This window comes from Mycobacterium hippophais, assembly GCF_027529605.1.
Classification (GTDB): Bacteria; Actinomycetota; Actinomycetes; order Mycobacteriales; family Mycobacteriaceae; genus Mycobacterium; species Mycobacterium arseniciresistens.
In genome coordinates this window covers 1-23,484 of sequence record NZ_JAPZPY010000001.1, presented here as the reverse complement: position 1 = coordinate 23,484, position 23,484 = coordinate 1, and the positions used below count along the sequence as shown (strand labels likewise).

25 protein-coding genes are annotated in these 23,484 nt (G+C 68.2%); 22 read left to right on the top strand and 3 right to left on the bottom strand.

Annotated features, from left to right (window positions below; genetic code table 11):
• Position 1: 1 nt before the first annotated feature.
• From thrB to O6P37_RS00110, 4 genes are all read left to right on the top strand, one after another.
• Positions 2–946: a homoserine kinase gene (gene thrB, locus O6P37_RS00125; RefSeq protein WP_269892177.1), complete on the top strand. Its 945-nt coding sequence runs from the start codon at positions 2–4 to the stop codon at positions 944–946.
• 280 nt (positions 947–1,226) lie between these two features.
• On the top strand, positions 1,227–3,422 hold the full coding sequence (gene rho, locus O6P37_RS00120) for a transcription termination factor Rho (protein WP_269892176.1): 2,196 nt from the start codon (positions 1,227–1,229) through the stop codon (positions 3,420–3,422).
• Positions 3,423–3,510: 88 nt separating this feature from the next.
• Positions 3,511–4,236, top strand: coding sequence for a VOC family protein (locus tag O6P37_RS00115; RefSeq protein ID WP_269892175.1), 726 nt, complete (start codon positions 3,511–3,513; stop codon positions 4,234–4,236).
• Entirely contained in the window at positions 4,236–4,841 is a 606-nt protein-coding gene (locus tag O6P37_RS00110) for a PadR family transcriptional regulator (RefSeq protein ID WP_269892174.1), read from the top strand. The genes O6P37_RS00115 and O6P37_RS00110 overlap by 1 nt, the downstream gene beginning before the upstream one ends.
• Here O6P37_RS00110 and O6P37_RS00105 read toward each other — a convergent pair.
• Positions 4,802–5,413 (bottom strand): TetR/AcrR family transcriptional regulator, encoded by a 612-nt coding sequence (locus O6P37_RS00105; RefSeq protein WP_269892173.1) that lies wholly within the window; start codon positions 5,411–5,413, stop codon positions 4,802–4,804. The genes O6P37_RS00110 and O6P37_RS00105 overlap by 40 nt on opposite strands.
• Positions 5,414–5,560: 147 nt before the next feature.
• Here O6P37_RS00105 and fadD1 point away from each other — a divergent pair, with 147 nt between their 5' ends.
• Positions 5,561–7,159, top strand: a complete 1,599-nt coding sequence (gene fadD1, locus O6P37_RS00100) for a fatty-acid--CoA ligase FadD1 (protein ID WP_269892172.1) — start codon at positions 5,561–5,563, stop codon at positions 7,157–7,159.
• On the opposite strand, the gene O6P37_RS00095 is transcribed toward fadD1, so the two are convergent.
• A complete protein-coding gene (locus tag O6P37_RS00095; RefSeq protein WP_264014152.1) occupies positions 7,140–7,574 on the bottom strand; it encodes a MarR family winged helix-turn-helix transcriptional regulator in 435 nt (144 codons plus the stop codon). The two genes, fadD1 and O6P37_RS00095, sit on opposite strands and share 20 nt — an antisense overlap.
• A gap of 66 nt (positions 7,575–7,640) precedes the next feature.
• Here O6P37_RS00095 and O6P37_RS00090 point away from each other — a divergent pair, with 66 nt between their 5' ends.
• The 16 genes from O6P37_RS00090 to O6P37_RS00015 all read left to right on the top strand — a co-directional run bounded on the left by O6P37_RS00090 (position 7,641) and on the right by O6P37_RS00015 (position 21,323).
• Positions 7,641–8,264 carry a maleylpyruvate isomerase family mycothiol-dependent enzyme gene (locus O6P37_RS00090; protein WP_269892171.1) on the top strand — a complete coding sequence of 208 codons (624 nt, stop codon included), beginning with the start codon at positions 7,641–7,643 and terminating at the stop codon, positions 8,262–8,264.
• Between the two features lie 116 nt (positions 8,265–8,380).
• Entirely contained in the window at positions 8,381–8,620 is a 240-nt protein-coding gene (gene rpmE / locus O6P37_RS00085; RefSeq protein WP_269892170.1) for a 50S ribosomal protein L31, read from the top strand.
• A gap of 88 nt (positions 8,621–8,708) precedes the next feature.
• Positions 8,709–9,779, top strand: a complete 1,071-nt coding sequence (gene prfA, locus O6P37_RS00080; RefSeq protein WP_269892169.1) for a peptide chain release factor 1 — start codon at positions 8,709–8,711, stop codon at positions 9,777–9,779.
• Complete coding sequence (gene prmC / locus O6P37_RS00075; protein ID WP_269892168.1) at positions 9,776–10,621, top strand: peptide chain release factor N(5)-glutamine methyltransferase; 846 nt, start codon at positions 9,776–9,778, stop codon at positions 10,619–10,621. The genes prfA and prmC overlap by 4 nt, the downstream gene beginning before the upstream one ends.
• A 13-nt stretch (positions 10,622–10,634) precedes the next feature.
• Entirely contained in the window at positions 10,635–11,291 is a 657-nt protein-coding gene (locus tag O6P37_RS00070) for an L-threonylcarbamoyladenylate synthase (RefSeq protein ID WP_269892167.1), read from the top strand.
• A gap of 31 nt (positions 11,292–11,322) precedes the next feature.
• A complete protein-coding gene (locus O6P37_RS00065) occupies positions 11,323–12,537 on the top strand; it encodes a glycosyltransferase family 4 protein (RefSeq protein ID WP_269892166.1) in 1,215 nt (404 codons plus the stop codon).
• Between the two features lie 237 nt (positions 12,538–12,774).
• Entirely contained in the window at positions 12,775–13,221 is a 447-nt protein-coding gene (locus O6P37_RS00060; protein WP_269892165.1) for an ATP synthase subunit I, read from the top strand.
• Positions 13,218–13,973, top strand: coding sequence for a F0F1 ATP synthase subunit A (atpB, locus tag O6P37_RS00055; RefSeq protein ID WP_264014160.1), 756 nt, complete (start codon positions 13,218–13,220; stop codon positions 13,971–13,973). The genes O6P37_RS00060 and atpB overlap by 4 nt, the downstream gene beginning before the upstream one ends.
• An 88-nt stretch (positions 13,974–14,061) precedes the next feature.
• The gene (locus O6P37_RS00050) at positions 14,062–14,307 is read left to right on the top strand and encodes a F0F1 ATP synthase subunit C (protein WP_059158422.1); all 246 of its coding nucleotides are present in this window, start codon (positions 14,062–14,064) and stop codon (positions 14,305–14,307) included.
• 11 nt (positions 14,308–14,318) lie between these two features.
• Entirely contained in the window at positions 14,319–14,837 is a 519-nt protein-coding gene (locus O6P37_RS00045) for a F0F1 ATP synthase subunit B (RefSeq protein ID WP_269892164.1), read from the top strand.
• Between the two features lie 4 nt (positions 14,838–14,841).
• Entirely contained in the window at positions 14,842–16,182 is a 1,341-nt protein-coding gene (locus O6P37_RS00040; RefSeq protein WP_269892163.1) for a F0F1 ATP synthase subunit B/delta, read from the top strand.
• A gap of 46 nt (positions 16,183–16,228) precedes the next feature.
• Complete coding sequence (atpA, locus tag O6P37_RS00035; RefSeq protein WP_269892162.1) at positions 16,229–17,875, top strand: F0F1 ATP synthase subunit alpha; 1,647 nt, start codon at positions 16,229–16,231, stop codon at positions 17,873–17,875.
• Between the two features lie 14 nt (positions 17,876–17,889).
• The gene (locus O6P37_RS00030) at positions 17,890–18,819 is read left to right on the top strand and encodes a F0F1 ATP synthase subunit gamma (protein WP_264014164.1); all 930 of its coding nucleotides are present in this window, start codon (positions 17,890–17,892) and stop codon (positions 18,817–18,819) included.
• Positions 18,820–18,867: 48 nt separating this feature from the next.
• Complete coding sequence (gene atpD / locus O6P37_RS00025; protein WP_269892161.1) at positions 18,868–20,496, top strand: F0F1 ATP synthase subunit beta; 1,629 nt, start codon at positions 18,868–18,870, stop codon at positions 20,494–20,496.
• 2 nt (positions 20,497–20,498) lie between these two features.
• A complete protein-coding gene (locus O6P37_RS00020) occupies positions 20,499–20,870 on the top strand; it encodes a F0F1 ATP synthase subunit epsilon (RefSeq protein ID WP_264014165.1) in 372 nt (123 codons plus the stop codon).
• A 9-nt stretch (positions 20,871–20,879) separates the two neighbouring features.
• The gene (locus O6P37_RS00015) at positions 20,880–21,323 is read left to right on the top strand and encodes a DUF2550 domain-containing protein (protein ID WP_264014166.1); all 444 of its coding nucleotides are present in this window, start codon (positions 20,880–20,882) and stop codon (positions 21,321–21,323) included.
• Between the two features lie 4 nt (positions 21,324–21,327).
• On the opposite strand, the gene O6P37_RS00010 is transcribed toward O6P37_RS00015, so the two are convergent.
• A complete protein-coding gene (locus O6P37_RS00010) occupies positions 21,328–21,915 on the bottom strand; it encodes a cob(I)yrinic acid a,c-diamide adenosyltransferase (protein WP_269892160.1) in 588 nt (195 codons plus the stop codon).
• An 83-nt stretch (positions 21,916–21,998) separates the two neighbouring features.
• Between O6P37_RS00010 and murA the strand changes: the two genes are divergently transcribed.
• Positions 21,999–23,252, top strand: coding sequence for a UDP-N-acetylglucosamine 1-carboxyvinyltransferase (murA, locus tag O6P37_RS00005; protein ID WP_264014168.1), 1,254 nt, complete (start codon positions 21,999–22,001; stop codon positions 23,250–23,252).
• The last annotated feature ends 232 nt before the right edge of the window (positions 23,253–23,484 follow it).

Genomic DNA, 23,484 nt, shown 5'->3' with positions numbered 1-23,484 from the left:
GGTGACCGAGATCCTGCCCGTCGGGCTGACCGCGACGTCGGTGGTGCCCGCGTCGAGTGCGAACCTCGGCCCGGGCTTCGACAGTCTGGGTTTGGCGCTCAGCCTCTATGACGAAATCGTCCTGGAGACAACCGAGTCGGGCCTGATCGTCGAGGTCGAGGGCGAGGGCGCCGGTCAGGTTCCTTTGGATGCGACGCATCTGGTGGTGCGGGCCGTCGAGGCGGGTCTGCGCGCCACGGGGTTCCGCGCGCCCGGCCTGATCGTGCGGTGCCGCAACGACATTCCGCACTCGCGGGGGCTGGGGTCCTCGGCGGCGGCCGTGGTCGGCGGACTTGCGGCCGTCAACGGACTTGTCGCGCAGACCGGCTCAACGCCGATGACGCAGGACCGGCTCATCCAGCTGGCGTCGGAGTTCGAGGGACATCCCGACAACGCCGCGGCCGCGGTGCTGGGGGGCGCCGTGGTGTCCTGGACGGAGGTCGATGCCGGTGCGCGGCGCTATGCCGCCGCGTCGCTGCGTCTGCATCCCGGCATCCACCTGTTCCCGGCGATCCCCCAGCAGCGGTCATCGACCGCCGAGACCCGTGTGCTGCTGCCCGAGCAGGTCCATCACACCGACGCCACCTTCAACGTCAGCCGTGCGGCGTTGTTGGTGGTGGCGCTGACCGATCGGCCCGATCTGCTGATGGCGGCGACCGAGGATGTGCTGCACCAGCCGCAGCGCGCACCGGCCATGCCGGACTCGGCGGAATATCTCCGGCTGCTGCGGCGTTGTGGGGTGGCAGCTGTGCTCTCCGGGGCCGGACCAGCGGTTTTGGGGTTGAGCACCGAGCCCGCCCTCCCGCAGGCCGCCCACGAGTACGGCGCCGCGCACGGGTTCACCGTCGAGAAGATGGCGGTCGGCCGCGGTGCGAGCTGGACGTCCGGCGTTCCGGTCAAGAGCTGACGCGCCGCACCCGCCGAATGGGCACGTTCTTGCTTCCGGCTGAGAAGGGGGCTATTCTCGCTCTCGTCCAGCAATCGCAGCGTCTCTGCCTGCGCCGACACTAGGACGACCACTCATTCTCTCGAAATTCCACTCGTGGATTGACGACTCGCAGTCGGGCGGCGAATTCCGGCGATCACCGTTGCACAGGCGGCGGTGGGACCTTCGCGTTCAGCGAATCCGCTGAGCGCAGATGACCCCTTGCGAGATGCGATAGCGAGCGAGGGAAGAAAGGAAATCCGTGACTGATACGGACCTCTTCACAGCTGGTGGCGGCGCCGAGAACGGCGCGCTGTCCGACACTGTGACCCCAGACAACACTTCCGCTGCCGGCGCATCCGCTGACACGCCGGCGGCGGAGACCGCGCCCACGGCCGACGTGGCATCGGGCGACCGGTCCGCCTCGCTGAGCACCATGGTGCTTCCCGAGCTGCGCGCCCTGGCCAGGCAGATCGGCGTCGAAGGCGCCTCCGGCATGCGCAAGGGCGACCTCGTCGCCGCCATCCGGGCCCGGCGTGAGCAGCAGAACGGCGGCCAGCAGGCCGACACCGGACAGGCCAACGGCCACAGCGCCGACGCGGCCCCTGCCGAGGCGGAAGCGCCTCAGCAGGCGCGGGCACGTCGCGAACGGCGAGGCGCCTCCCGTCGCGCCGGTGCGCCCGCAGACGGCGACGCGCAGCAGCCGGCAGCGGCGACCGAGGACAACGCGGACGCCAAGGCCGAGGACAAGCCCGCTCAGGCGGAGTCCGCGGTGAAGACCCAGGCGCCCGAGACGACCGACGGCGACACGGCGCGCGACAGGCGCGACGACCGCGACAAGGCGCAGGCCGATGGTGCCGCGGAACGCAAGCGCGACAACAAGTCCGACGGCGACCAGGGTGAGCAGAACCGTGGCGGCAACCGCAATGCCGAGAACCGTGGCGACGGCGGCAACCGTGGCGACGGCGGTGGTAACCGTGGAGATGGCGGCAACCGCGCCGACGGCGGTGGCAACCGTGGCGATGGCGGCAACCGTGGCGATGGCGGTGGTAACCGCGGTGGCAACCGCAACGCCGACAACCGCGGCGGCAACCGCAACGCCGACAACCGCAACGACGACAATCGCGGCGGCAATCGCAACGCGGACAACCGCAACGACGACAACCGCAACGACGACAACGATGATGACGAGCGCGGTGGCCGGCGCGGCCGCCGGTTCCGCGACCGCCGGCGTCGCGGCGAACGAGGCGCCGAGGGCGGTGGCGCCGGTGGCGGTGACACCGAACTCCGTGACGACGACGTCGTGCAGCCCGTCGCAGGCATCCTCGACGTGCTCGACAACTACGCCTTCGTGCGGACCTCCGGCTACCTGGCCGGCCCCAACGACGTGTACGTGTCGATGAACATGGTCCGCAAGAACGGCCTGCGCCGCGGCGACGCGGTGACGGGCGCGGTGCGGGTGGCCAAGGACGGTGGTGACGGCGGCAACCAGAATCAGCGGCAGAAGTTCAACCCGCTGGTCCGCCTGGACAGCGTCAACGGCGGTCCGGTCGAGGACGCCAGGAAGCGGCCCGACTTCAACAAGCTGACGCCGCTGTACCCGAATCAGCGGCTGCGTCTGGAGACCACCCCGGACCGGTTGACGACCCGCGTCATCGACCTGATCATGCCGATCGGCAAGGGTCAGCGCGCCCTGATCGTCTCGCCGCCCAAGGCCGGTAAGACCACGATCATGCAGGACATCGCCAACGCGATCACGGTCAACAACCCGGAATGCCACCTGATGGTCGTGCTCGTCGACGAACGACCTGAAGAGGTGACCGACATGCAGCGTTCGGTGGTGGGCGAGGTCATCGCCTCGACCTTCGACCGGCCGCCGTCAGACCACACCCAGGCCGCCGAGTTGGCGATCGAGCGGGCCAAGCGGCTCGTCGAGCAGGGCAAGGACGTCGTCGTGCTCTTGGACTCGATCACCCGGCTCGGCCGCGCGTACAACAACGCGTCGCCGGCCTCGGGTCGCATCCTCTCCGGTGGTGTGGACTCCACCGCGCTGTACCCGCCGAAGCGATTCCTCGGGGCCGCGCGCAACATCGAGTTCGGCGGTTCGCTGACGATCATCGCCACCGCGATGGTCGAGACCGGTTCGACCGGTGACACGGTGATCTTCGAGGAGTTCAAGGGCACCGGCAACGCCGAGCTCAAGCTCGACCGCAAGATCGCCGAGCGCCGGGTGTTCCCCGCGGTCGACGTGAACCCGTCGGGCACCCGGAAGGACGAGTTGCTGCTGTCGACCGACGAGTTCGGCGTCGTGCACAAGCTGCGCCGGGTGCTGTCCGGTCTGGACAGCCATCAGGCCATCGACCTGCTGATGAGCCAGCTGCGGAAGACGAAGAGCAACTACGAGTTCCTGGTGCAGGTCTCGAAGAACACGCCGGGATCAGCCGCCGACAACGACTGACGCCAGCTCAAGCAGAAGAGCCCCCGCTCGAACGGCGGGGGCTTTTCTTCGCCTCGCTTCAGTACTCAAAGTTGAGTAGTCTAGCGGCATGGCCACGACAACGATCCCGATGCTGCCCTGCGTCGCGCCGGACCTGACCGCCGAGTTCTTCACCGCGCTCGGCTTCGAGACGATCTACAGCCAGACCCGTCCGTACCTGTCGTTGTGGTTCCGGCGCGCCGAACTGGAAATCCAGTACGTCGGCGCGCCGAAGAACCTCGACCCCGCCGAGGAGTGTTCCGGTGGTTGCGTGGTGATGGTCGACGACCAGGAGGCCCTGGCCGCGCTGCACGACGACTTCACCGTCGCGCTGCGCCGCCACTACGGCAAGGTGCTCGCAACGGGCCGGCCCCGGATGACCTACTTCCGGCCGGGTCAGACCCGGTTCTCCGCGGTGGACCCGTCCGGCAACAGTCTGGTCTTCATCAGCCGTGACGAGCCCATCGAACTCGAGTACGGCGGCTCGGCGGCGCTGACCGGGCTGGCCAAGGTCATCGACAACGCGCGGATCTTCCGCGACTTCAAGACCGATCCTCGAGCGGCCGCCCGGGCGCTCGACTCCGGGCTGCGCCGCCACCGTGCGGACGCGCCGTTGCGGGACGTCGCCCGCGCGTTGGCCGCCCGCGCGGAAATCGCCGTCGCGCTGGGAGACCGGGCGCGCGCCGACGAGATCGACGCCGATCTGAACGCCCTGCCACTGAGTCAGGCCGACCGGGCCGCGCTCGCCGACGACCTGGCGGCGGCCGCCCGGCTGGAACGCTGGCTGTCGGACTGATGTCGACCGTCCGCCTGCTCGTGCTGGGCGTCGTGCGGATGCACGGCGCCGCGCACGGCTATGCCGTCCACCGCGAGCTGACGTCGTGGCGGGTGGACACCTGGACCAAGGTGAAGCCGCCGTCGATCTACCACACGGTCAAACAACTGGCCCGTGAAGGCTTTCTGCAGGACACCGCCCGCACCGAGAACTCACGCGGGCCGGCTCGGGTCGAGTACCTGGTCACGGCGACGGGGGAGCGGGAGTTCTTCCGGCTCCTCGAGGCGGCCCTGCTCAATCCGGACATCGAGGAGTTCGGCGCCGGAATCGCCCTCATGCGCTTCCTACCCAGGCGCCGGGTCGTCGAATTGCTCGAGGCGCAACTGGGCGTCACGCGGACCATCGGCGATGAGCTGCAGGACTTGAAGGCGCAGTGGCCCGACCCGGCCGAGCCGCCGCACGCACAGCACCTGCTCGACCTGTGGCGCGGAACGTTCGCTGCCACCTCGGATTGGACGGCGCAGATGCTCGCCCGGATCGCCGGTGGTGAATTCACCTTCGCCGACGACGCCGGGCCGCGCGGCGATCAGAGCGCGGGATCTGTCCGCAGACCGGGCATCACGTAGCGCCGGACGTGGGTGAGCATCGCTACCGGATCGCCGGCGTCGAGCGTGTTTCCCGGCACCGTCGCGAGTGAGAGAATCACCCGCGCAACCCATTCCGAAGCCTCGGCGATGTCCGTACCGGCGTGGATCTCGCCTGCGTCGCGGGCGGCGACCAGGTAGCGGGACCAGAAGTCGGCGAGGTCGGGCACCAGCCCCGCCACACCCGCGCCCGCGCACGCCGCGAACTCCTCGGGTTCGTCGATCCGCAGCTTCATCAGCAGCGCGCCGGGGTCGTCGTAGGCGGTGCGGCCGTGCCGGATACCCGCGACGAGCTGGCGGTCCAGCCCCGTCACCGACTCCAGCATCGCGTGGGCCTGCGACCAGTACGCGTCGTTGAGGCGCACGATCGCGGCGCCCAGCAGCGACACCTTGTCGGGGAAGTGCCGGTACAGCCAGCCGCGCGACACCCCGGCCTGTTCGGCCACCTCCGACACCGTCGTCGCGCGAATGCCGTTGACGCGCAAACACTCCTCGGCGGCGTCGATCAACCGATCGCGCACCGTCGGGGTGGGCGTGCTCGCCGTCACCTGCATGTCCCTTCCGCAATCCGCCGCGGAGTCGCCCGCGTCGGATGCATTCTGCCAAGTGACGTGCCGCGTGCAATTCGCGGCACCGCAATGGTAGACAACCATGGTTGACACTTCTGCGAATCTGTTCACTACTCGACGAGGCGGCCGGGCATGACGGAAACCCTGCAGCAGCTGCTGCGTGAACGTGCCGACCGGGACACGGTCGCGGTGCGGCACGGGGAGCGCAGCTGGACCTGGCGTGAGCACATCGCCGATGCGAGCACCCAGGCGTCGGCGCTGATCGCCGCAGCAGACCCGCAGCGGCCGCTGCACGTCGGCGTCCTGCTCGGCAACACCCCCGAGATGCTGACCGCGCTGGCCGCCGCCGCCCTTGGCGGCTACGTCCTCTGCGGTGTCAACACCACCCGCCGCGGCGACGCACTGGCCCGCGACATCGCCCGGGTGGACTGCCAGATACTGCTCGTCAGCGCCGAACACCGTCACCTGGTCGACGGCGTCACGCTGCCCGGTGTCAGGGTGTTCGACACGTCGAGCGCCGAGTGGGCGCAACGCCTGGCCGCCGCGCCCGCGCTGACGCCGCACCGGGAGGTCGCGCCGGACGACACCTTCATGATGATCTTCACCTCCGGCACCAGCGGCGAACCCAAGGCCGTCGAGGTTCCGCACTCGATGGTGCTGTTCGCAGGCAGCGCGCTGGTGCAGCGCTACGAGCTCGGTCCCGACGACGTCTGCTACCTCGCGATGCCGCTGTTCCACTCCAACGCGGTGTACGCCGGCTGGAGCGTCGCCGTCGGCGCGGGGGCCGCGATGGCGCCGGCGTCCTTCTCGGCATCCCGCTTCCTCGCCGACATCCGCCGCTACGGCGTCACCTACATGAACTACGTCGGCAAGCCGCTGGCGTACATCCTTGCCACCCCCGAGCAGCGGGACGACCACGACAACCCGCTGCGTATCGCCTTCGGCAACGAGGCTGCCGACCGCGACATCGAGGCCTTCGGCCGGCGCTTCGGCTGCACGGTCTGGGACGGGTTCGGCTCCACCGAGACCGCAGTGATCATCACCCGGCCCGACGACTGCCCAGCGGGGTCCATCGGCCGCGGCTTCCCCGGCGTGGCGATCTACAACGCAGAGACCCTGCAGGAGTGCGCGGTGGCCGAGTTCGACGCCACCGGAGCGCTGGTCAACGCCGACGACGCGGTGGGGGAGCTGGTCAACACCGCGGGCAGCGGGCTGTTCCGCGGCTACTACAACGACCCCGGCGCGACGGCGGACCGGATGCGGCACGGCATGTACTGGTCCGGCGACCTGGCCTACCGGGACGCCGAGGGCTGGATCTACCTGGCGGGCCGCACGGCCGACTGGATGCGCGTCGACGGCGAGAATCTGACAACCGCGCCGATCGAGCGAATCCTGTTACGGCTGAGCGTGATCAACAGGGTTGCGGTGTATCCGGTGCCGGACGACCTCGTCGGCGACCAGGTGATGGCCGCAGTGGTGCTGCAGGACGACGCGACGCTGACACCGGCGGAGTTCGAGGCGTTCCTCGCCGCCCAGCTCGACCTGTCACCGAAAGCGTGGCCCCGTTTCCTGTGGATCGCCGACGACCTGCCGAGCACGGCCACGAACAAGATCCTCAAGCGGGAACTGGTGGCCCGCGGGACGGATCCGGACGGCAGGCTGCTGTGGAAGCGCTCCGGGACCCGTTACGCCCCGCACGGCGAGCCGGCGGTCAGCGGTACGGATCGGTGATCTCGCGCAGCGACATCAGCATCCCGCGCAACTGTTCGTAGGCTTCCGGGCCGACGTGGGTGCGCCATTCGGCCTCCACCTTGGCGACCTCGCCGGCTGCCGCCGCACACAGTGCTCTGCCTCTGGCGCTGAGTGTCACCAGGCGTGCCCTCGCATCAGCCGGGTCGGGTCTGCGCACGACGTAACCGCTCCGCTCGAGTTCGTCGATCAACGCTCCCGCGGTCTGCTTGGTCACCTGTGCCTGCTCGGCGAGTTCGGTGACGCGGATGCCGTTCGGGCTCAACCTCTGCACGATCCGGCACTGCGCCACCGTCAGATCGTCGAAGCCCGCGGCCCGCAGCGCCTGGAAGATCTGCGTCTCGGCGGCGCGATGCGCGATGAACAACAGGGTCGCGGTGTTGGGCGCCTCGGTCACCCCGTTGACTTTAGTACGGAATCCTGTCTATATTTTGTCAGGAATCCTGACTAAAAAGGGGACGCCGTGGACACCGACACGATCTGGCACCACATCGACACCGAGCGGGCCTCCCTGGCCGACTTCCTCGAGACGCTCGACGCCGAGCAATGGGCGACACCGTCACTGTGCGCCGGGTGGACCGTCCGCGACGTCGCCGTCCACATCACCCAGTCCGGCGCCCCATGGCGCCGCCTGGTGCGCGAGGTGCTGCGGTCAGGGTTCCGCTTCAACGCGATGGTGCACCGGGTCGCGCGCGAGGATCCCAGCACGCCGGAGGAGATCGTCGCGACGCTGCGCGCCATGGCGGGCAGCCGGCGGCGCCCACCGGGCACCGCCGTGGCCGACCCGCTGATGGATGCGCTGGTGCACGGTCAGGACATCGCCGTACCGCTGGGCGTCGACCGCCCGATGCCGACCGACGCCGCGGTCGTCGCGGCCCGGCGGGTGTGGGACATGGGCTTCCCGTTGCACGCGAAGAAGCGTTTCGCCGGAGTCGAGTTCACCGCCACCGACGCCGACTTCCACGTGGGCAGCGGCGAACAGGTTCGGGGACCGATCCGCGACATCCTGCTGGTGCTCTCGGGCCGGCGCGCGGGCCTGCCCGGCCTGTCGGGCCAAGGAATAGCGGCAGCCTCCGCCGGTGTTTAGGAGGTTGGCGGCTGACCTGGCATAATCGACCGCTAGTCACCCTCGGTTCCGGTTCACGCCTGATCTACCAGGTCAATGGCAGGCGACCCGGCGGCCAACGAATGAAGAGGACACCAATGAAGACGGGAATCCACCCCGAATACGTCGAGACCACCGTCCAGTGCGGCTGTGGCAACTCGTTCCAGACTCGCAGCACCAAGGGCAGCGGCCAGATCGTGGTCGAGGTCTGCTCTCAGTGCCATCCCTTCTACACCGGCAAGCAGAAGATCCTCGACAGCGGCGGCCGTGTCGCCCGCTTCGAGAAGCGCTACGGCAAGCGCGCCGGTGCCGCGGACAAGAAGGCCGCCGACAAGTAGCTGCCCTTCCGACGCCCGTTCTGTCGCTGTCAGCGCAGGCCGGGCGTCGGTTGCGTTACGGGGACGACGTGAGAGGAGTTCGGCACACATGAGCGCACCCACCGCGGTCGACGCGCTGATCGCCGAGCACGCAGACCTGGAGCGCCAGCTGTCCGATCCGGCGCTGCACGCCGACGCCGCGCGGGCCCGCAAGGCCGGCCGCCGCTTCGCGCAGCTCGCGCCCATCGTCGCCACGCACCGAAAGCTGGAGGCCGCCCGGGGTGACCTGGAGGCGGCCCGCGAGCTGGCCGCCGACGACGACTCGTTCGCCGCCGAGGTGCCCGAACTCGCCGCCAGCGTCGACGCGCTGGAGACCCAGCTGTCCGACCTGCTGGCCCCCCGGGACCCGCACGACGCCGACGACATCGTCCTCGAGGTGAAATCCGGCGAGGGCGGCGAGGAGTCGGCCCTGTTCGCCGCCGACCTCGCCCGGATGTACATCCGCTATGCCGAACGGCACGGCTGGACCGTCACCGTGCTCGACGAGACCACCTCGGACCTCGGCGGCTATAAGGACGCCACCCTGTCGATCCGCAGCAAGGGCGACTCGGCCGACGGCGTCTGGTCGCGACTCAAGTTCGAAGGTGGTGTGCACCGGGTGCAACGGGTGCCCGTCACCGAGTCGCAGGGCCGGGTGCACACGTCGGCCGCGGGCATCCTGGTCTACCCCGAACCCGAAGAGGTCGAGCAGGTGCAGATCGACGAGTCCGATCTGCGCATCGACGTCTACCGGTCGTCCGGCAAGGGCGGTCAGGGCGTCAACACCACCGACTCGGCGGTGCGCGTCACCCACCTGCCCACCGGCATCGTCGTCACCTGCCAGAACGAGCGGTCCCAACTGCAGAACAAGGCACGCGCCATGCAGGTTCTCGCCGCGCGTCTGCAGGCCGTCGCGGAGGAACAGGCGCAGGCCGACGCGTCCGCCGACCGGGCCAGCCAGATCCGCACCGTCGACCGCAGCGAACGCATCCGGACGTACAACTACCCGGAGAACCGCATCGCCGACCACCGCATCAACTTCAAGGCGCACAACCTCGATCAGGTGCTCGACGGCGACCTCGACGCGCTGTTCGACGCGCTGGCCGACGCCGACAAGCAGGCCCGACTCAACAAGGCATGACGCGGATGCGTGAGGCGATCGACGAGGCCGCGGCGACGCTCGCCGCGGCGGGCATCGGTTCCCCGCGCGTCGATGCAGTGGATCTGGCCGCCGAAGCGGCCTCGACCGACCGCGGCCGCGTGGCCCTGATCGACACGGTCACCGACGACGTCCTGGAGCGCTACCGCGAACTGATCGCCGCCCGCAGCCGGCGGATACCCGTGCAGCACCTGGTCGGCACCGCGGCGTTCGGGCCGGTGCAGGTCCGCGTAGGCCCCGGCGTGTTCATTCCCCGGCCCGAGACGGAGTCGCTGCTCGAATGGGCGCTGGCCCAACCGCTCGGTGATCACCCGCTGAAAGTGGATTTGTGCACCGGATCCGGTGCGCTGGCCCTGGCGCTGGCGCGAATCCGGCCGGATGCGCGGGTGATCGCCGTCGACGACAGCGAGGCGGCCCTCGAATATGCCGCGCAGAACCTGGCCGGCACCGGCGTCGAATTGGTGCACGCCGACGTGACTGTCCCGGGTCTGCTGCCCGACCTCAGCGGCCGCGTCGACCTGATCGTCGCCAATCCGCCCTACATCCCCGACGGAGCGGTGCTCGAACCCGAGGTGGCCGACCACGATCCCGCGCACGCGCTCTTCGGCGGGCCCGACGGCATGGCGGTGATCCGGCCGATCGTCGACCTGGCGGCGCGCCTGCTGCGGCCCGGCGGGCGGTGCGGTATCGAACACGACGACACCACTTCGGCGCAGACCGTCTCCGCCTTCGCCGACCACGGCGGATTCACCGACCCGGTGGCGCGCCGGGACCTGGCCGGAAGGCCGCGCTTCGTCACCGCGACCCGGAGGCCGACGACATGATCGGGTGCACGACATGACCGGCAACTTCGACTGCACCGATCCCGCCGAGCGGGACGCCGGGATCTCCGCGGCGGTCAGCGCACTCAAGGGCGGGGGACTGGTGGTGCTGCCGACCGACACCGTCTACGGCATCGGCGCGAACGCCTTCGACAGCTCCGCGGTGGCCGCACTGCTGGCCGCCAAGGGCCGTGGCCGCGACATGCCGGTGCCCGTGCTGGTCGGCTCATGGCACACCATCGACGGGCTGGTGTACTCGGTGCCGCGCACGGCCCGCGAACTCATCCGGGCATTCTGGCCGGGCGCGCTGAGCCTGGTCGTGCGGCAGGCGCCGTCGCTAGCGTGGGACCTCGGCGACGCCGACGGCACCGTCATGCTGCGGATGCCGCTGCATCCAGTGGCCATCGACCTACTGCGCGAAGTCGGCCCGATGGCGGTGTCCAGCGCCAACATCTCCGGCAGCCCCGCCGCCGTGACGGCCGCCGACGCCCGCGCCCAACTCGGTGACAAGGTGGAGGTGTACCTCGACGCCGGGCCGTCCGCCCAGCAGGCGGCGTCCACCATCGTCGACCTCACCGGCGCCCATCCGCGCATCCTGCGCGTCGGACCGGTCAGCGCCGAATCGGTCGCCGAGGTGCTCGGCGTGAACACGGAGAGCCTGCTCACCGAGTGAGCCCGCCCGGTTGCAGTACGGTGGCGCGGTAATGACAGCAGTGCTCGATCACGCGTCGCAGGAGCTGCTGGCGCTGTCCGACCGTGGTGCGGGCGTGCCGCTGCGCGAACTCGCGCTCGTCGGCCTGACCGCCGCGATCATCACCTACTTCGCCACCGGTTGGGTGCGCGTGCTGGCCACCCGCCTCGGCGCGGTGGCCGTGCCCCGCCAGCGCGACGTGCACGTGCAGCCGACGCCCCGGATGGGCGGGCTGGCGATGTACGTCGGTGTCGCCGCAGCCGTCCTCCTCGCCTCCCAACTCCCGGCACTGACACGGGGCTTCGTCTACTCGACGGGCATGCCTGCGGTGGTGGTGGCGGGCGGGCTGATCATGGCCATCGGCCTCATCGACGACCGCTGGGGACTGGATGCGCTGACGAAGTTCGCGGGCCAGATCACCGCCGCCAGCGTGCTCGTCACGATGGGGGTGGCGTGGAGCGTGCTCTACATCCCGATCGGCGGCGTCGGCACTATCGTGCTCGACCAGGTCTCGTCGATCCTCCTCACGCTCGCGCTGACCGTGGCGATCGTCAACGCCATGAACTTCGTCGACGGTCTGGACGGTCTGGCCGCCGGCCTGGGTTTGATCACCGCGTCCGCGATCTGCATCTTCTCGGTCGGATTGCTCCGCGACCACGGCGGCGACGTGCTGTTCTATCCGCCGGCGGTCATCTCCGTCGTGCTGGCGGGCGCCTGCCTGGGATTCCTGCCGCACAACTTCCACCGCGCCAAGATCTTCATGGGCGACTCCGGATCGATGCTCATCGGCCTGATGCTCGCCGCGGCGTCGACCACCGCGGCGGGCCCGATCTCACAGACCGCCTACGGCGCGCGGGACGTGTTCGCGCTGCTTTCGCCGTTCCTGTTGGTGGTGGCCGTGATGTTGGTGCCGGCCCTCGACATGCTGCTGGCGATCATCCGGCGCACCAGGGCCGGGCTCAGCCCCTTCAGCCCCGACAAGATGCATCTGCACCACCGGTTGCTGGAGATCGGCCATTCGCACCGCCGGGTGGTGCTGCTGATCTACCTGTGGGTGGGCATCATCGCGCTGGGCGCGGCGAGCACGATCTTCTTCGACCCGCGACACACCGGCGCCGTGATGCTGGCGGCCATCGCGGTGGCGATCGTGGCCACCCTGATCCCTCTGCTGCGGCGCAGGCAGGACCCCGTGGAAGTGCCCGATCCGGTCGTGTACGACAAAAAGTAGTAGGCCCGGTTTAGGGCCACCTACCATGTGGTACCTTTCCCTGCAGAACCCGAAAAACCTCGCGGGTTGCCGGCCCCCGGGTCGTCGGTTTCACAGCCGGACGACACGGAAGAACGACCGACAAAGGGAGCTGCCCCTTGGGTGATTCCAGCGAGACTTTGGCCCTCCGATACGCTCGGCAGGCACTCACAGGAACATCGGGACAACTTCTCAGATTCGCGGGATTGAGGTGAAGTCGTGACGACGCCAGCGCAGGACGCGCCGTTGGTGTTGCCCGCAGTTGCTTTCCGGCCTGTGCGCCTGCTCGTCATCTGCGCGGTGCTGGCCGGTCTCGCGACGCTCGGGACCGCACTGCTGGGATACCCGATGGTCGGAGCGTTCTTCGCGATCGGGCTCGCGCTCGGACTGATCAACGCGCTGCTGATCCAGCGGTCGGTCGAGTCGATCACCGCGAAGGACCATCCACTCAAGCGCAACATGGCCCTCAACTCGGCCACCCGCCTGCTGGTGATGACCGTGGTCGGACTGACCATCGCCTACATCTTCAAGCCCCAGGGACTGGGTGTGGTCTTCGGCATGGCCCTGTTCCAGGTCATCCTGGTGGCCTCGACGGCGCTCCCGATCGTCAAGAAACTCAAAGCCCAAGCAGCTGACGGACTCGAAGGAGAGACTCCACAGCAATGACGCAGACCATCCTGGCCGCCGAGGGCGGCATTCAGGTCGGCCACCACACCGAGGCCAACTGGTTCGGGCTGACGGTCAACACCGACACCATCCTCTCCACGGTGATCGCCGCCGCGATCGTCCTGGGTTTGGCGTTCTTCCTGCGGGCCAAGGTCACCTCGACCGGCGTGCCGAACGGCGTGCAGCTGTTCTGGGAGGCGCTCACCGTCCAGATGCGCAATCAGATCGAGAGCGCCATCGGGATGAAGATCGCACCGTTCGTGCTCCCGCTGGCCGTGACGCTGTTCGCGTTCATCCTCGTCGCCAACTGGTTGTCGGTGCTGCCGGTGCAGTACTCCGACGAGACCGGCATCCACGAGTTGCTCAAACCGGCGGCGTCGGACATCAACTTCGTGCTGGCGCTGGCGCTGTTCGTCTTTATCGCCTACCACGCGGCCGGCTTCTGGCGCCGTGGCGTGCTCGGCCACCCGAAGAAGCTGTTGAAGGGCCACGTCGCGATCCTTGCGCCGATCAACCTTGTCGAGGAGCTGGCCAAGCCGATCTCGCTGTCCCTCCGACTCTTCGGCAACATCTTCGCCGGCGGCATCCTGGTCGCCCTGATCGCACTGTTCCCGCCGTGGATCATGTGGGCGCCGAACGCGATCTGGAAGATGTTCGACCTGTTCGTCGGCGCGATCCAGGCCTTCATCTTCGCGCTGCTGACCATCCTGTACTTCAGTCAGTCCATGGAACTCGACGAGGACCATCACTGACCGCCTGATCGACTGCGCCAACCGCTTTACCGCACGAGCACGACCCACGTCCTGGTAGGCCACTACCAGTTATCAAGGAGGATAAGGAATGGATCCCACAATCGCTGCCGGCGCACTCATCGGCGGTGGACTGATCATGGCCGGCGGCGCCATCGGCGCGGGTATCGGTGACGGTATCGCCGGTAACGCGCTGATCGCCGGAATCGCCCGTCAGCCGGAGGCGCAGGGTCGACTCTTCACGCCGTTCTTCATCACGGTGGGTCTGGTCGAGGCCGCGTACTTCATCAACCTCGCGTTCATGGCTCTGTTCGTGTTCGCCACCCCGGTCAAGTAACCATTCGCGGCATGGGTGACCTGAGCACCGCCATCCTCGCCGCCGAAGGAGGCGGCGGGGGCGGCGGCAACTTCCTCGTTCCGAACGGCACGTTCTTCTTCGTGCTGCTCATCTTCCTGATCGTGCTGTTCGTCATCGCCAAGTTCGTGGTGCCACCGATCAGCAAGGTGCTGAGCGAGCGCGAGGCGATGGTCGCCAAGACCAACGACGACAACAAGAAGTCGGCCGAGCTCTTCGCGGCGGCGCAGGCCGATTCCCGCAAGGTGATGGGGAAGGGCCGGCGCGACGCCGCGGGCATCCGCGACGACGCCCGCGGCGAGGGCCGCAAGATCCTCGAGGACATGCGGGGCCGGGCGAGCGCTGAGTCGGCGGACACGCTCCGGCGCGCGAACGACGAACTGTCCGAACAGGGTCGGCAGACCTCGGCCGAACTGCAGTCGTCGATCGAGACGCTGTCGGCGACGCTGGCCAGCCGCGTGCTCGGGGTCGACGTCACCAGCGGGTCCGCAGCGACCAGTCAGGGGCGGTAGCCACATGTCGACATTCATCGGTCAGCTCATCGGTTTCGCCGTCATCGTCTGGCTGCTGTGGCGTTACGTGGTGCCCCCGGTTCGCCGGATGATGACCACGCAGCAGGAGACGGTGCGTCGTCAGCTGGAGGAGAGCGCCACGGCCGCCAACAAGGTCGACCAGGCGGACTCCCAGCACGCGAAGGCGGTCGAAGAGGCCAAGGCCGACGCGGCAAGGGTGGTCGAGGAGGCCCGCGCCGACGCCGAGAAGATCGCCGAGCAGATGCGGGCCCAGGCCGACAGCGAGGTCGAGCGGATCAAGGTTCAGGGTGCACAGCAGGTGCAGCTCCTGCGCCAGCAGCTCATTCGCGAACTGCGACAGCATCTCGGCACCGAATCCGTCGCTCGCGCAGGTGAAATCGTCCGCGAGCATGTGTCCGACGAGGGCCGCCAGTCGGCCACCGTCGACCGGTTCCTCGACGAACTCGATGCGATGGCTCCGTCGGAGGCGACCATCGATGACGCCGTCGGAGCGCGCCTGCGGGCCACCAGCCGCGAATCGCTCAACGCGGTCGTCGCCCGTCTCGAGGAACTGACCGACGGCGCCGACGCCGAGGGACTGACGTCGCTCGCCGACGACCTCGTCGCCGTGACGAAGCTGCTGCGCGCCGAGACCGTGCTCGCCAAGCACCTCTCCGAGTCCACCGACAACTCCGAGGGGCGGGCCAATCTCGCGGAGTCGCTGCTCTCGGGCAAGGTGTCCGACTCCGCGGTGGAGATCGTCAAGACCGCGGCCTCGCAGCGGTGGTCCGACGAGGACGATCTCGTCTTCGCGATCCGCCACACCGCCCGCCTGGCACTGCTGGTCCGCGCCGAGCGCAACGACGAGACCGCCGAGGTGGAGGACCAACTCTTCCGCTTCAGCCGGATCATCGACGAGGAGTACCGACTCAGCGCACTGCTGAGCGACTACACCACTCCCGCCGACGGCAGGATCGCGCTGCTCGACTCGGTGCTCGGGAGTTCGGCCGGCGGAGCCAGCGACACCACCAAGGCACTGCTCGCCCAAGCCGTCGACCTGCTGACCGGCGAGCGCGCCGACGAGATCGTGCGCGAGCTGGCCGAGCTCGCCGTGGCCCGGCGGGGTGAGGTGGTGGCCCATGTGACCGCCGCCGCCGCGCTGAGCGACGACCAGCGGAACCGTCTCACCGAGGTGCTCAGCCGTATTTACGGCCACCCGGTGTCGATCCAGCTGCAGATCGAGCCCGACATCCTGGGCGGACTGCGCATCGCAGTGAACGACGAGGTCATCGACGGCTCGCTGTCGTCGCGACTTGCCGCGGCCGAGACCCGGTTACCGGGCTGACAACCACACCAAAGACCACGAACACAAAAGGCAGGAAGACGAACGCATGGCAGAGTTGACCATCTCGGCTGCTGACATCCAGGGGGCGATCGAGGACTACGTCGCCAACTTCGCCACCGACACCGACCGCGAAGAGATCGGCACCGTCATCGATGCCGGTGACGGCATCGCGCACGTCGAGGGGCTGCCCTCGGTGATGACGCAGGAGCTGCTCGAGTTCCCCGGCGGTGTCCTCGGCGTGGCGCTCAACCTCGACGAGCACAGCATCGGCGCGGTGATCCTCGGCGACTTCGACAAGATCGAAGAGGGTCAGCAGGTCAAGCGGACCGGTGAGGTGCTGTCGGTGCCCGTCGGCGACGGCTTCCTGGGCCGCGTCGTCAATCCGCTGGGCCAGCCGATCGACGGCCGCGGCGAGATCGAGACCACCGAGCGCCGTGCCCTCGAGCTGCAGGCTCCGTCGGTGGTGCAGCGGCAGGGCGTCGGCGAGCCGCTGCAGACCGGCATCAAGGCGATCGACTCGCAGACGCCGATCGGCCGTGGCCAGCGGCAGCTGATCATCGGTGACCGCAAGACCGGCAAGACCGCGGTATGCGTCGACACCATCCTCAATCAGCGCCAGAACTGGGAGACCGGCGATCCGGACCAGCAGGTGCGCTGCGTCTACGTCGCCGTCGGCCAGAAGGGCACCACGATCGCCAGCGTGCGGCAGACGCTCGAAGACGGCGGTGCGATGGACTACACCACCATCGTCGCCGCGCCGGCCTCGGACTCGGCCGGCTTCAAGTGGCTCGCGCCGTACGCCGGTTCTGCCATCGCGCAGCACTGGATGTACGACGGCAAGCACGTGCTGATCGTGTTCGACGACCTGACCAAGCACGCTGAGGCGTACCGCGCCATCTCGCTGCTGCTGCGCCGTCCGCCGGGCCGCGAGGCGTTCCCCGGCGACGTGTTCTACCTGCACTCGCGGCTGCTGGAGCGTTGCGCGAAGCTGTCCGACGAGCTGGGTGGCGGATCGATGACCGGGCTGCCGCTGATCGAGACCAAGGCCAACGACATCTCGGCCTACATCCCGACCAACGTCATCTCGATCACCGACGGCCAGTGCTTCCTGGAGACCGACCTGTTCAACCAGGGTGTGCGGCCGGCGATCAACGTCGGTGTCTCGGTGTCCCGGGTCGGCGGCGCCGCCCAGATCAAGGCGATGAAGGAGGTGGCCGGCTCGCTGCGCCTCGACCTGTCGCAGTACCGCGAGCTGGAGTCGTTCGCCGCCTTCGCCTCGGATCTGGACGCCACCTCGAAGGCGCAGCTGGATCGCGGCGCCCGACTGGTGGAGCTGCTCAAGCAGCCGCAGAACAGCCCGATGCCGGTCGAGGAGCAGGTGGTGGCGATCTTCCTCGGCACCCGCGGGCACCTCGACTCGGTGCCGATCGAAGACGTGATGCGCTTCGAGCAGGAGTTCCTCGAGCACCTGAAGTCCTCGAAGCAGGAGATCTTCGACGAGATCCGGGACAGCAAGAAGCTGTCCGATGAGCTCGAGAAGAAGCTCGTGGATGCCGTCAACGATTTCAAGAAGGGCTTCGAGAGCTCCACCGGCGAGTCCGTCGTCGCCGACGAGAACGTCGACGCCATGTCCGACGAGGACCTCGAGAAGGAATCGGTCAAGGTCCGCAAGCCCGCTCCGAAGAAGAAGTAAGGCGTTCATAATCCATGGCTGCCACACTGCGCGAACTGCGCGGCCGCATCCGCTCCGCGGGCTCGATCAAGAAGATCACCAAGGCCCAGGAGCTGATCGCGACCTCGCGTATCGCCAAGGCGCAGGCCCGAGTCCAGGCGGCTCGGCCCTACGACCGCGAGATCACCAACATGCTCACCGAGCTCGCCAGTGCCAGTGCGCTGGACCATCCGCTGCTCGTCGCGCGCGAGAACCCGCGGCGGGCCGGTGTGCTGGTGGTGTCCTCGGATCGGGGACTGGCGGGGGCCTACAACGCCAACGTGTTCCGGCGTTCCGAGGAGCTGTTCTCGCTGCTGCGTGAGGAGGGCAAGGAGCCCGTCCTCTACACGGTCGGCCGTAAAGCCTTGGGTTATTACAGCTTCCGCAACTGGGACATCGCCGAGTCGTGGAACGGCTTCTCCGAGCGGCCCGACTACTCCCACGCGCAGGAGATCGGGTCCACCCTGGTCGACGCGTTCATGGCGGGTGAGGACGACGAAGGCGACGACGCGGGCGCGGACGGCATCCTCGGTCTGGACGAACTGCACATCGTGTTCACCGAGTTCAAGTCGATGCTGTCGCAGTCGGCAATCGCCCGCCGTATCGCTCCGCTGGTGGTGGAGTACAGCGAGGAGGAGGACAACGAACCGCACACGCTGTTCTCTTTCGAGCCCGACGCGGAGACGCTGTTCGACGCCCTGCTGCCGCGGTACGTGTCCACCCGGATCTTCGCCGCGCTGCTCGAGGCGGCGGCGTCGGAGTCGGCATCGCGTCGGCGTGCGATGAAGTCGGCGACCGACAACGCCGACGATCTGATCAAGGAACTGACGCTCATGGCCAACCGCGAACGGCAGTCCCAGATCACCCAGGAAATCAGCGAAATCGTCGGTGGCGCCAATGCGCTCGCGGACGCCGCCAAGAAGTAATCCAAGGCCCGGAAGCCCAGCGAAGAAGCTAGGAAGCGAAGAAAAGACATGACTGCTACTGCTGAAAAGAAGACCAGCACCGACACCGCCGGTCGCGTGGTACGCATCACCGGGCCCGTCGTCGACGTCGAGTTCCCGCGCGGATCGGTGCCCGAGCTGTTCAACGCGTTGCACGCCGAGATCACCTATGGGGACCTCGCCAAGACGCTGACCCTCGAGGTCGCCCAGCACCTCGGCGACAGCCTGGTGCGCACCATCTCGATGCAGCCCACGGACGGCCTGGTCCGCGGCGTCGAGGTGACCGACACCGGGAAGTCCATCTCGGTGCCGGTCGGTGACGGCGTGAAGGGCCACGTCTTCAACGCGCTCGGTGACTGCCTCGACGAGCCCGGCTACGGCGAGGACTTCGACCACTGGTCGATCCACCGCAAGCCGCCGCCGTTCGACGAGCTGGAACCCCGCACCGAGATGCTGGAGACCGGGCTCAAGGTCGTCGACCTCCTGACGCCGTACGTGCGTGGCGGCAAGATCGCACTGTTCGGCGGTGCCGGTGTCGGTAAGACGGTGCTCATCCAGGAGATGATCAACCGCATCGCCCGCAACTTCGGCGGTACCTCGGTGTTCGCCGGCGTGGGTGAGCGCACCCGTGAGGGCAACGACCTCTGGGTCGAGCTCGCCGACGCCAATGTGCTCAAGGACACCGCGCTGGTGTTCGGCCAGATGGACGAGCCGCCGGGCACGCGTATGCGCGTCGCTCTGTCGGCGTTGACCATGGCGGAGTACTTCCGCGACGAGCAGCAGCAGGACGTGCTGCTGTTCATCGACAACATCTTCCGGTTCACGCAGGCCGGCTCCGAGGTGTCCACGCTGCTCGGCCGCATGCCGTCCGCCGTGGGTTACCAGCCCACGCTGGCCGACGAGATGGGCGAGCTCCAGGAGCGCATCACCTCGACGCGCGGTCGCTCCATCACCTCGATGCAGGCCGTGTACGTGCCCGCCGACGACTACACCGACCCCGCGCCGGCCACCACGTTCGCGCACCTCGACGCCACCACGGAGTTGAGCCGTTCGGTGTTCTCCAAGGGCATCTTCCCGGCGGTGGACCCGCTGGCCTCGAGCTCGACCATCCTCGACCCCTCGGTCGTCGGTGACGAGCACTACCGGGTGGCCCAGGAAGTCATCCGAATCCTGCAGCGCTACAAGGATCTCCAGGACATCATCGCCATTCTCGGCATCGACGAGCTCGCCGAGGAGGACAAGCAGCTGGTGCAGCGCGCCCGACGTATCGAGCGCTTCTTGAGCCAGAACATGATGGCTGCCGAGCAGTTCACCGGCCAGCCCGGTTCGACTGTCGAGCTCAAGGAGACCATCGAGGCGTTCGACAAGCTGTCGAAGGGCGACTTCGACCACCTGCCGGAGCAGGCGTTCTTCCTCATCGGCGGTCTCGAGGATCTGCAGAAGAAGGCGGAGAGCCTCGGCGCCAAGATGGACGACAACGCCAGCGACGGTGCGCCGGTCCAGAGCGATTCGGACAGCAGCGACTCCGATGGCGACTCGGACGGCGGCGACTCGGACGGCGACAGCAAGAAGGACGACGCCAAGAAGGACGACGCCAAGAAGGACGACGCCAAGAAGGGCGGCGACAGCAAGGGCGATGACGCTGACAAGGATGACTAGCGATGGCTGACTCCGAACTGGACGTTGACATCGTCGCCGTCGAGCGGGAGATCTGGTCGGGGAAGGCGACATTCGTCTTCACCCGCACCACCTCCGGCGAGATCGGCATCCTGCCCCGGCACATCCCGCTGGTGGCGCAACTCGTCGACGACGCCATGGTGCGGGTCGAACGCGAGGGTGAAGAGGACCTGCGGGTCGCCGTCGACGGTGGCTTCATGTCGGTCACCGACGAGGGCGTGATCATCCTCGCGGAATCGGCTGAGCTCGAATCAGAGATCAACGCCGAGCAGGCGAAGACCGACGCGGACTCCGACGACGAGGCGACCGCGGCCAGAGGGCGCGCGAGGCTTCGCGCCCTGGGCCAGATCGACTAGGTTCCAGCAATGAGCGCGTCCATGTGGATCATGGTTGCGCTCACCGGTGTGCTGGCGTCGGTCGTCGCCGTCCTGTGCTACCGGCTGTGGAAGCTGAGGCAGGTCGGCGGCACGGGCGCGATCCTGCGGGATGTTCCTGCCGTCGGCGGCCACGGCTGGCGACACGGCGTGATGCGTTACCGCGGAGGAGAGGCCGAGTTCTACCGGCTGTCGAGTCTGCGCTGGTGGCCGGACCGGCGGTTGAGTCGCCGCGGCGTGGAGATCGTGTCCCGGCGTGCCCCACGCGGTGACGAATTCGACATCATGACCGACGAGATCGTCGTGCTCGAACTGCGGGACACCGGCGACGAAAGGCAGGGCTACGAGGTGGCTCTGGACCGGGGTGCGCTGACGGCGTTCCTGTCCTGGCTCGAGTCACGCCCGTCGCCACGCGCCCGTCGTCGGAACTACTGACGCGCTACGGCGCCCGAGTGCCGGCCGGGCCGCCGGGCTGCCACAGCACGTCGCCGCCGGGGTTGGCCACCCGCGACAGGATGAACAACAGGTCCGACAGCCGGTTGAGGTACTTGGCCGGCAGCACGTGGACCGAGTCCCCGTGCGCATCGACTGCCGCCCATGCCGACCGCTCCGCGCGGCGCGCCACGGTGCGGGCGACGTGCAGCAGCGCCGAGAGCGGCGTACCGCCGGGCAACACAAAGGAATTCAACGCCGGAAGCGGCTCGTTGAACTCGTCGCACCATGTCTCGAGCCGGTCGATGTAGCTCTGCGGGACCCGCAGCGGGGGATGTTCGGGATTGTCGACGACGGGCGTGGAGAGGTCGGCGCCCGCATCGAACAGATCGTTCTGCACCTGCAGAAGCACCTCGCGGATGCGCGGATCCGGGTTGCCCAGGGCGATCGCCGTGCCGATCGCGGCATTCGTCTCGTCGCAGTCGGCATACGCCACCAGCCGGGGGTCGTTCTTCGCGACCCGGCTGAAATCACTGAGACCGGTCGTTCCGTCGTCGCCGGTGCGGGTGTAGATGCGGGTCAGGTGCACGGCCATGGACAAACCGTACCGGCACGCGGCACCGCGGAGCTCGGCTCGCATTTCTGTTTTAGCCCCGTGCGCTGTCTACACTGACCGGCGTGAGCGAGCGATTCGTGGTGACCGGCGGTAGCCGGTTATCGGGCGAAGTTGCCGTCGGGGGCGCCAAGAACAGTGTGCTCAAGCTGATGGCCGCGTCGCTGTTGGCCGAGGGTACGAGCACTATCACCAATTGTCCGGACATCCTGGACGTCCCCCTGATGGCGGAGGTCCTGCGTGGCCTCGGTGCCACGGTCGAACTGACCGGGGAAACGGTACGGATCACGTCGCCCGACGAGCTGAAATACGACGCTGACTTCGCGGCGGTGCGCCAGTTCCGAGCGTCGGTGTGCGTGCTCGGACCGCTGGTCGGCCGATGTAAGCGGGCGAAGGTGGCGCTGCCCGGTGGCGACGCGATCGGTTCGCGGCCGTTGGACATGCACCAGGCGGGGCTGCGACAGCTCGGGGCGCGATGCAACATCGAGCACGGCTGCGTCGTGGCCGAGGCCGATCACCTGCACGGGGCGGAGATCCAGCTCGAATTCCCGTCGGTGGGCGCCACCGAGAACATCCTGATGGCCGCGGTGCTCGCCGAGGGTGTGACGACGATTCACAATGTCGCTCGCGAACCCGACGTCGTCGACCTCTGCACGATGCTCAACCAGATGGGCGCTCAGGTCTCCGGCGCGGGCTCCTCGACGCTGACGATCACCGGGGTCGACCGGCTCTATCCCACCGAGCACCGCGTGATCGGTGACCGCATCGTCGCCGCCACCTGGGGCATCGCGGCGGCGATGACCCGCGGTGACATCTCGGTGACCGGGGTGGACCCGCAGCATCTGCAGTTGGTGCTGCACAAGCTGCACGATGCCGGCGCGACCGTGACGCAGCATGACAACGGCTTCCGGGTGGTGCAGTACGAGCGGCCCAGGGCAGTGAACGTCGCGACGCTGCCCTTCCCCGGTTTCCCCACCGACCTTCAGCCGATGGCGATCGGGTTGGCGGCCATCGCCGACGGGACGTCGATGATCACGGAGAACGTGTTCGAGGCGCGGTTCCGCTTCGTCGAGGAGATGATCCGGCTCGGTGCCGATGCGCGTACCGACGGTCACCACGCGGTGATCCGCGGTATCCCGCAGCTCTCCAGTGCGCCGGTCTGGTCGTCGGACATCCGGGCCGGTGCCGGGCTGGTGCTCGCCGGCCTGGTCGCCGACGGCGACACCGAGGTTCACGACGTGTTCCACATCGATCGCGGCTATCCGTTGTTCGTGGAGAACCTGGTCAGTCTCGGCGCGGAGATCGAGCGGGTCGTCTAGCCGCTGCGGCGGTCGGCGTACCGCCGATTTGCCTTGTGGCCAGCCGATTTTGAGCTCACGGCATCAGCGCGTATGCTAGTGAAACACCGACGGCCCCGGCCGAAAGGCACGGCGGACGCGGTTTGACCTCTCTGTTCACATGCAGTACAGTGGCAGGGTTGCCCGCGGAGCGGGTGTGTTGTTTGAGAACTCAATAGTGTGTTTGGTGGTTTTTGTTTGTTGTTTTTGGGGT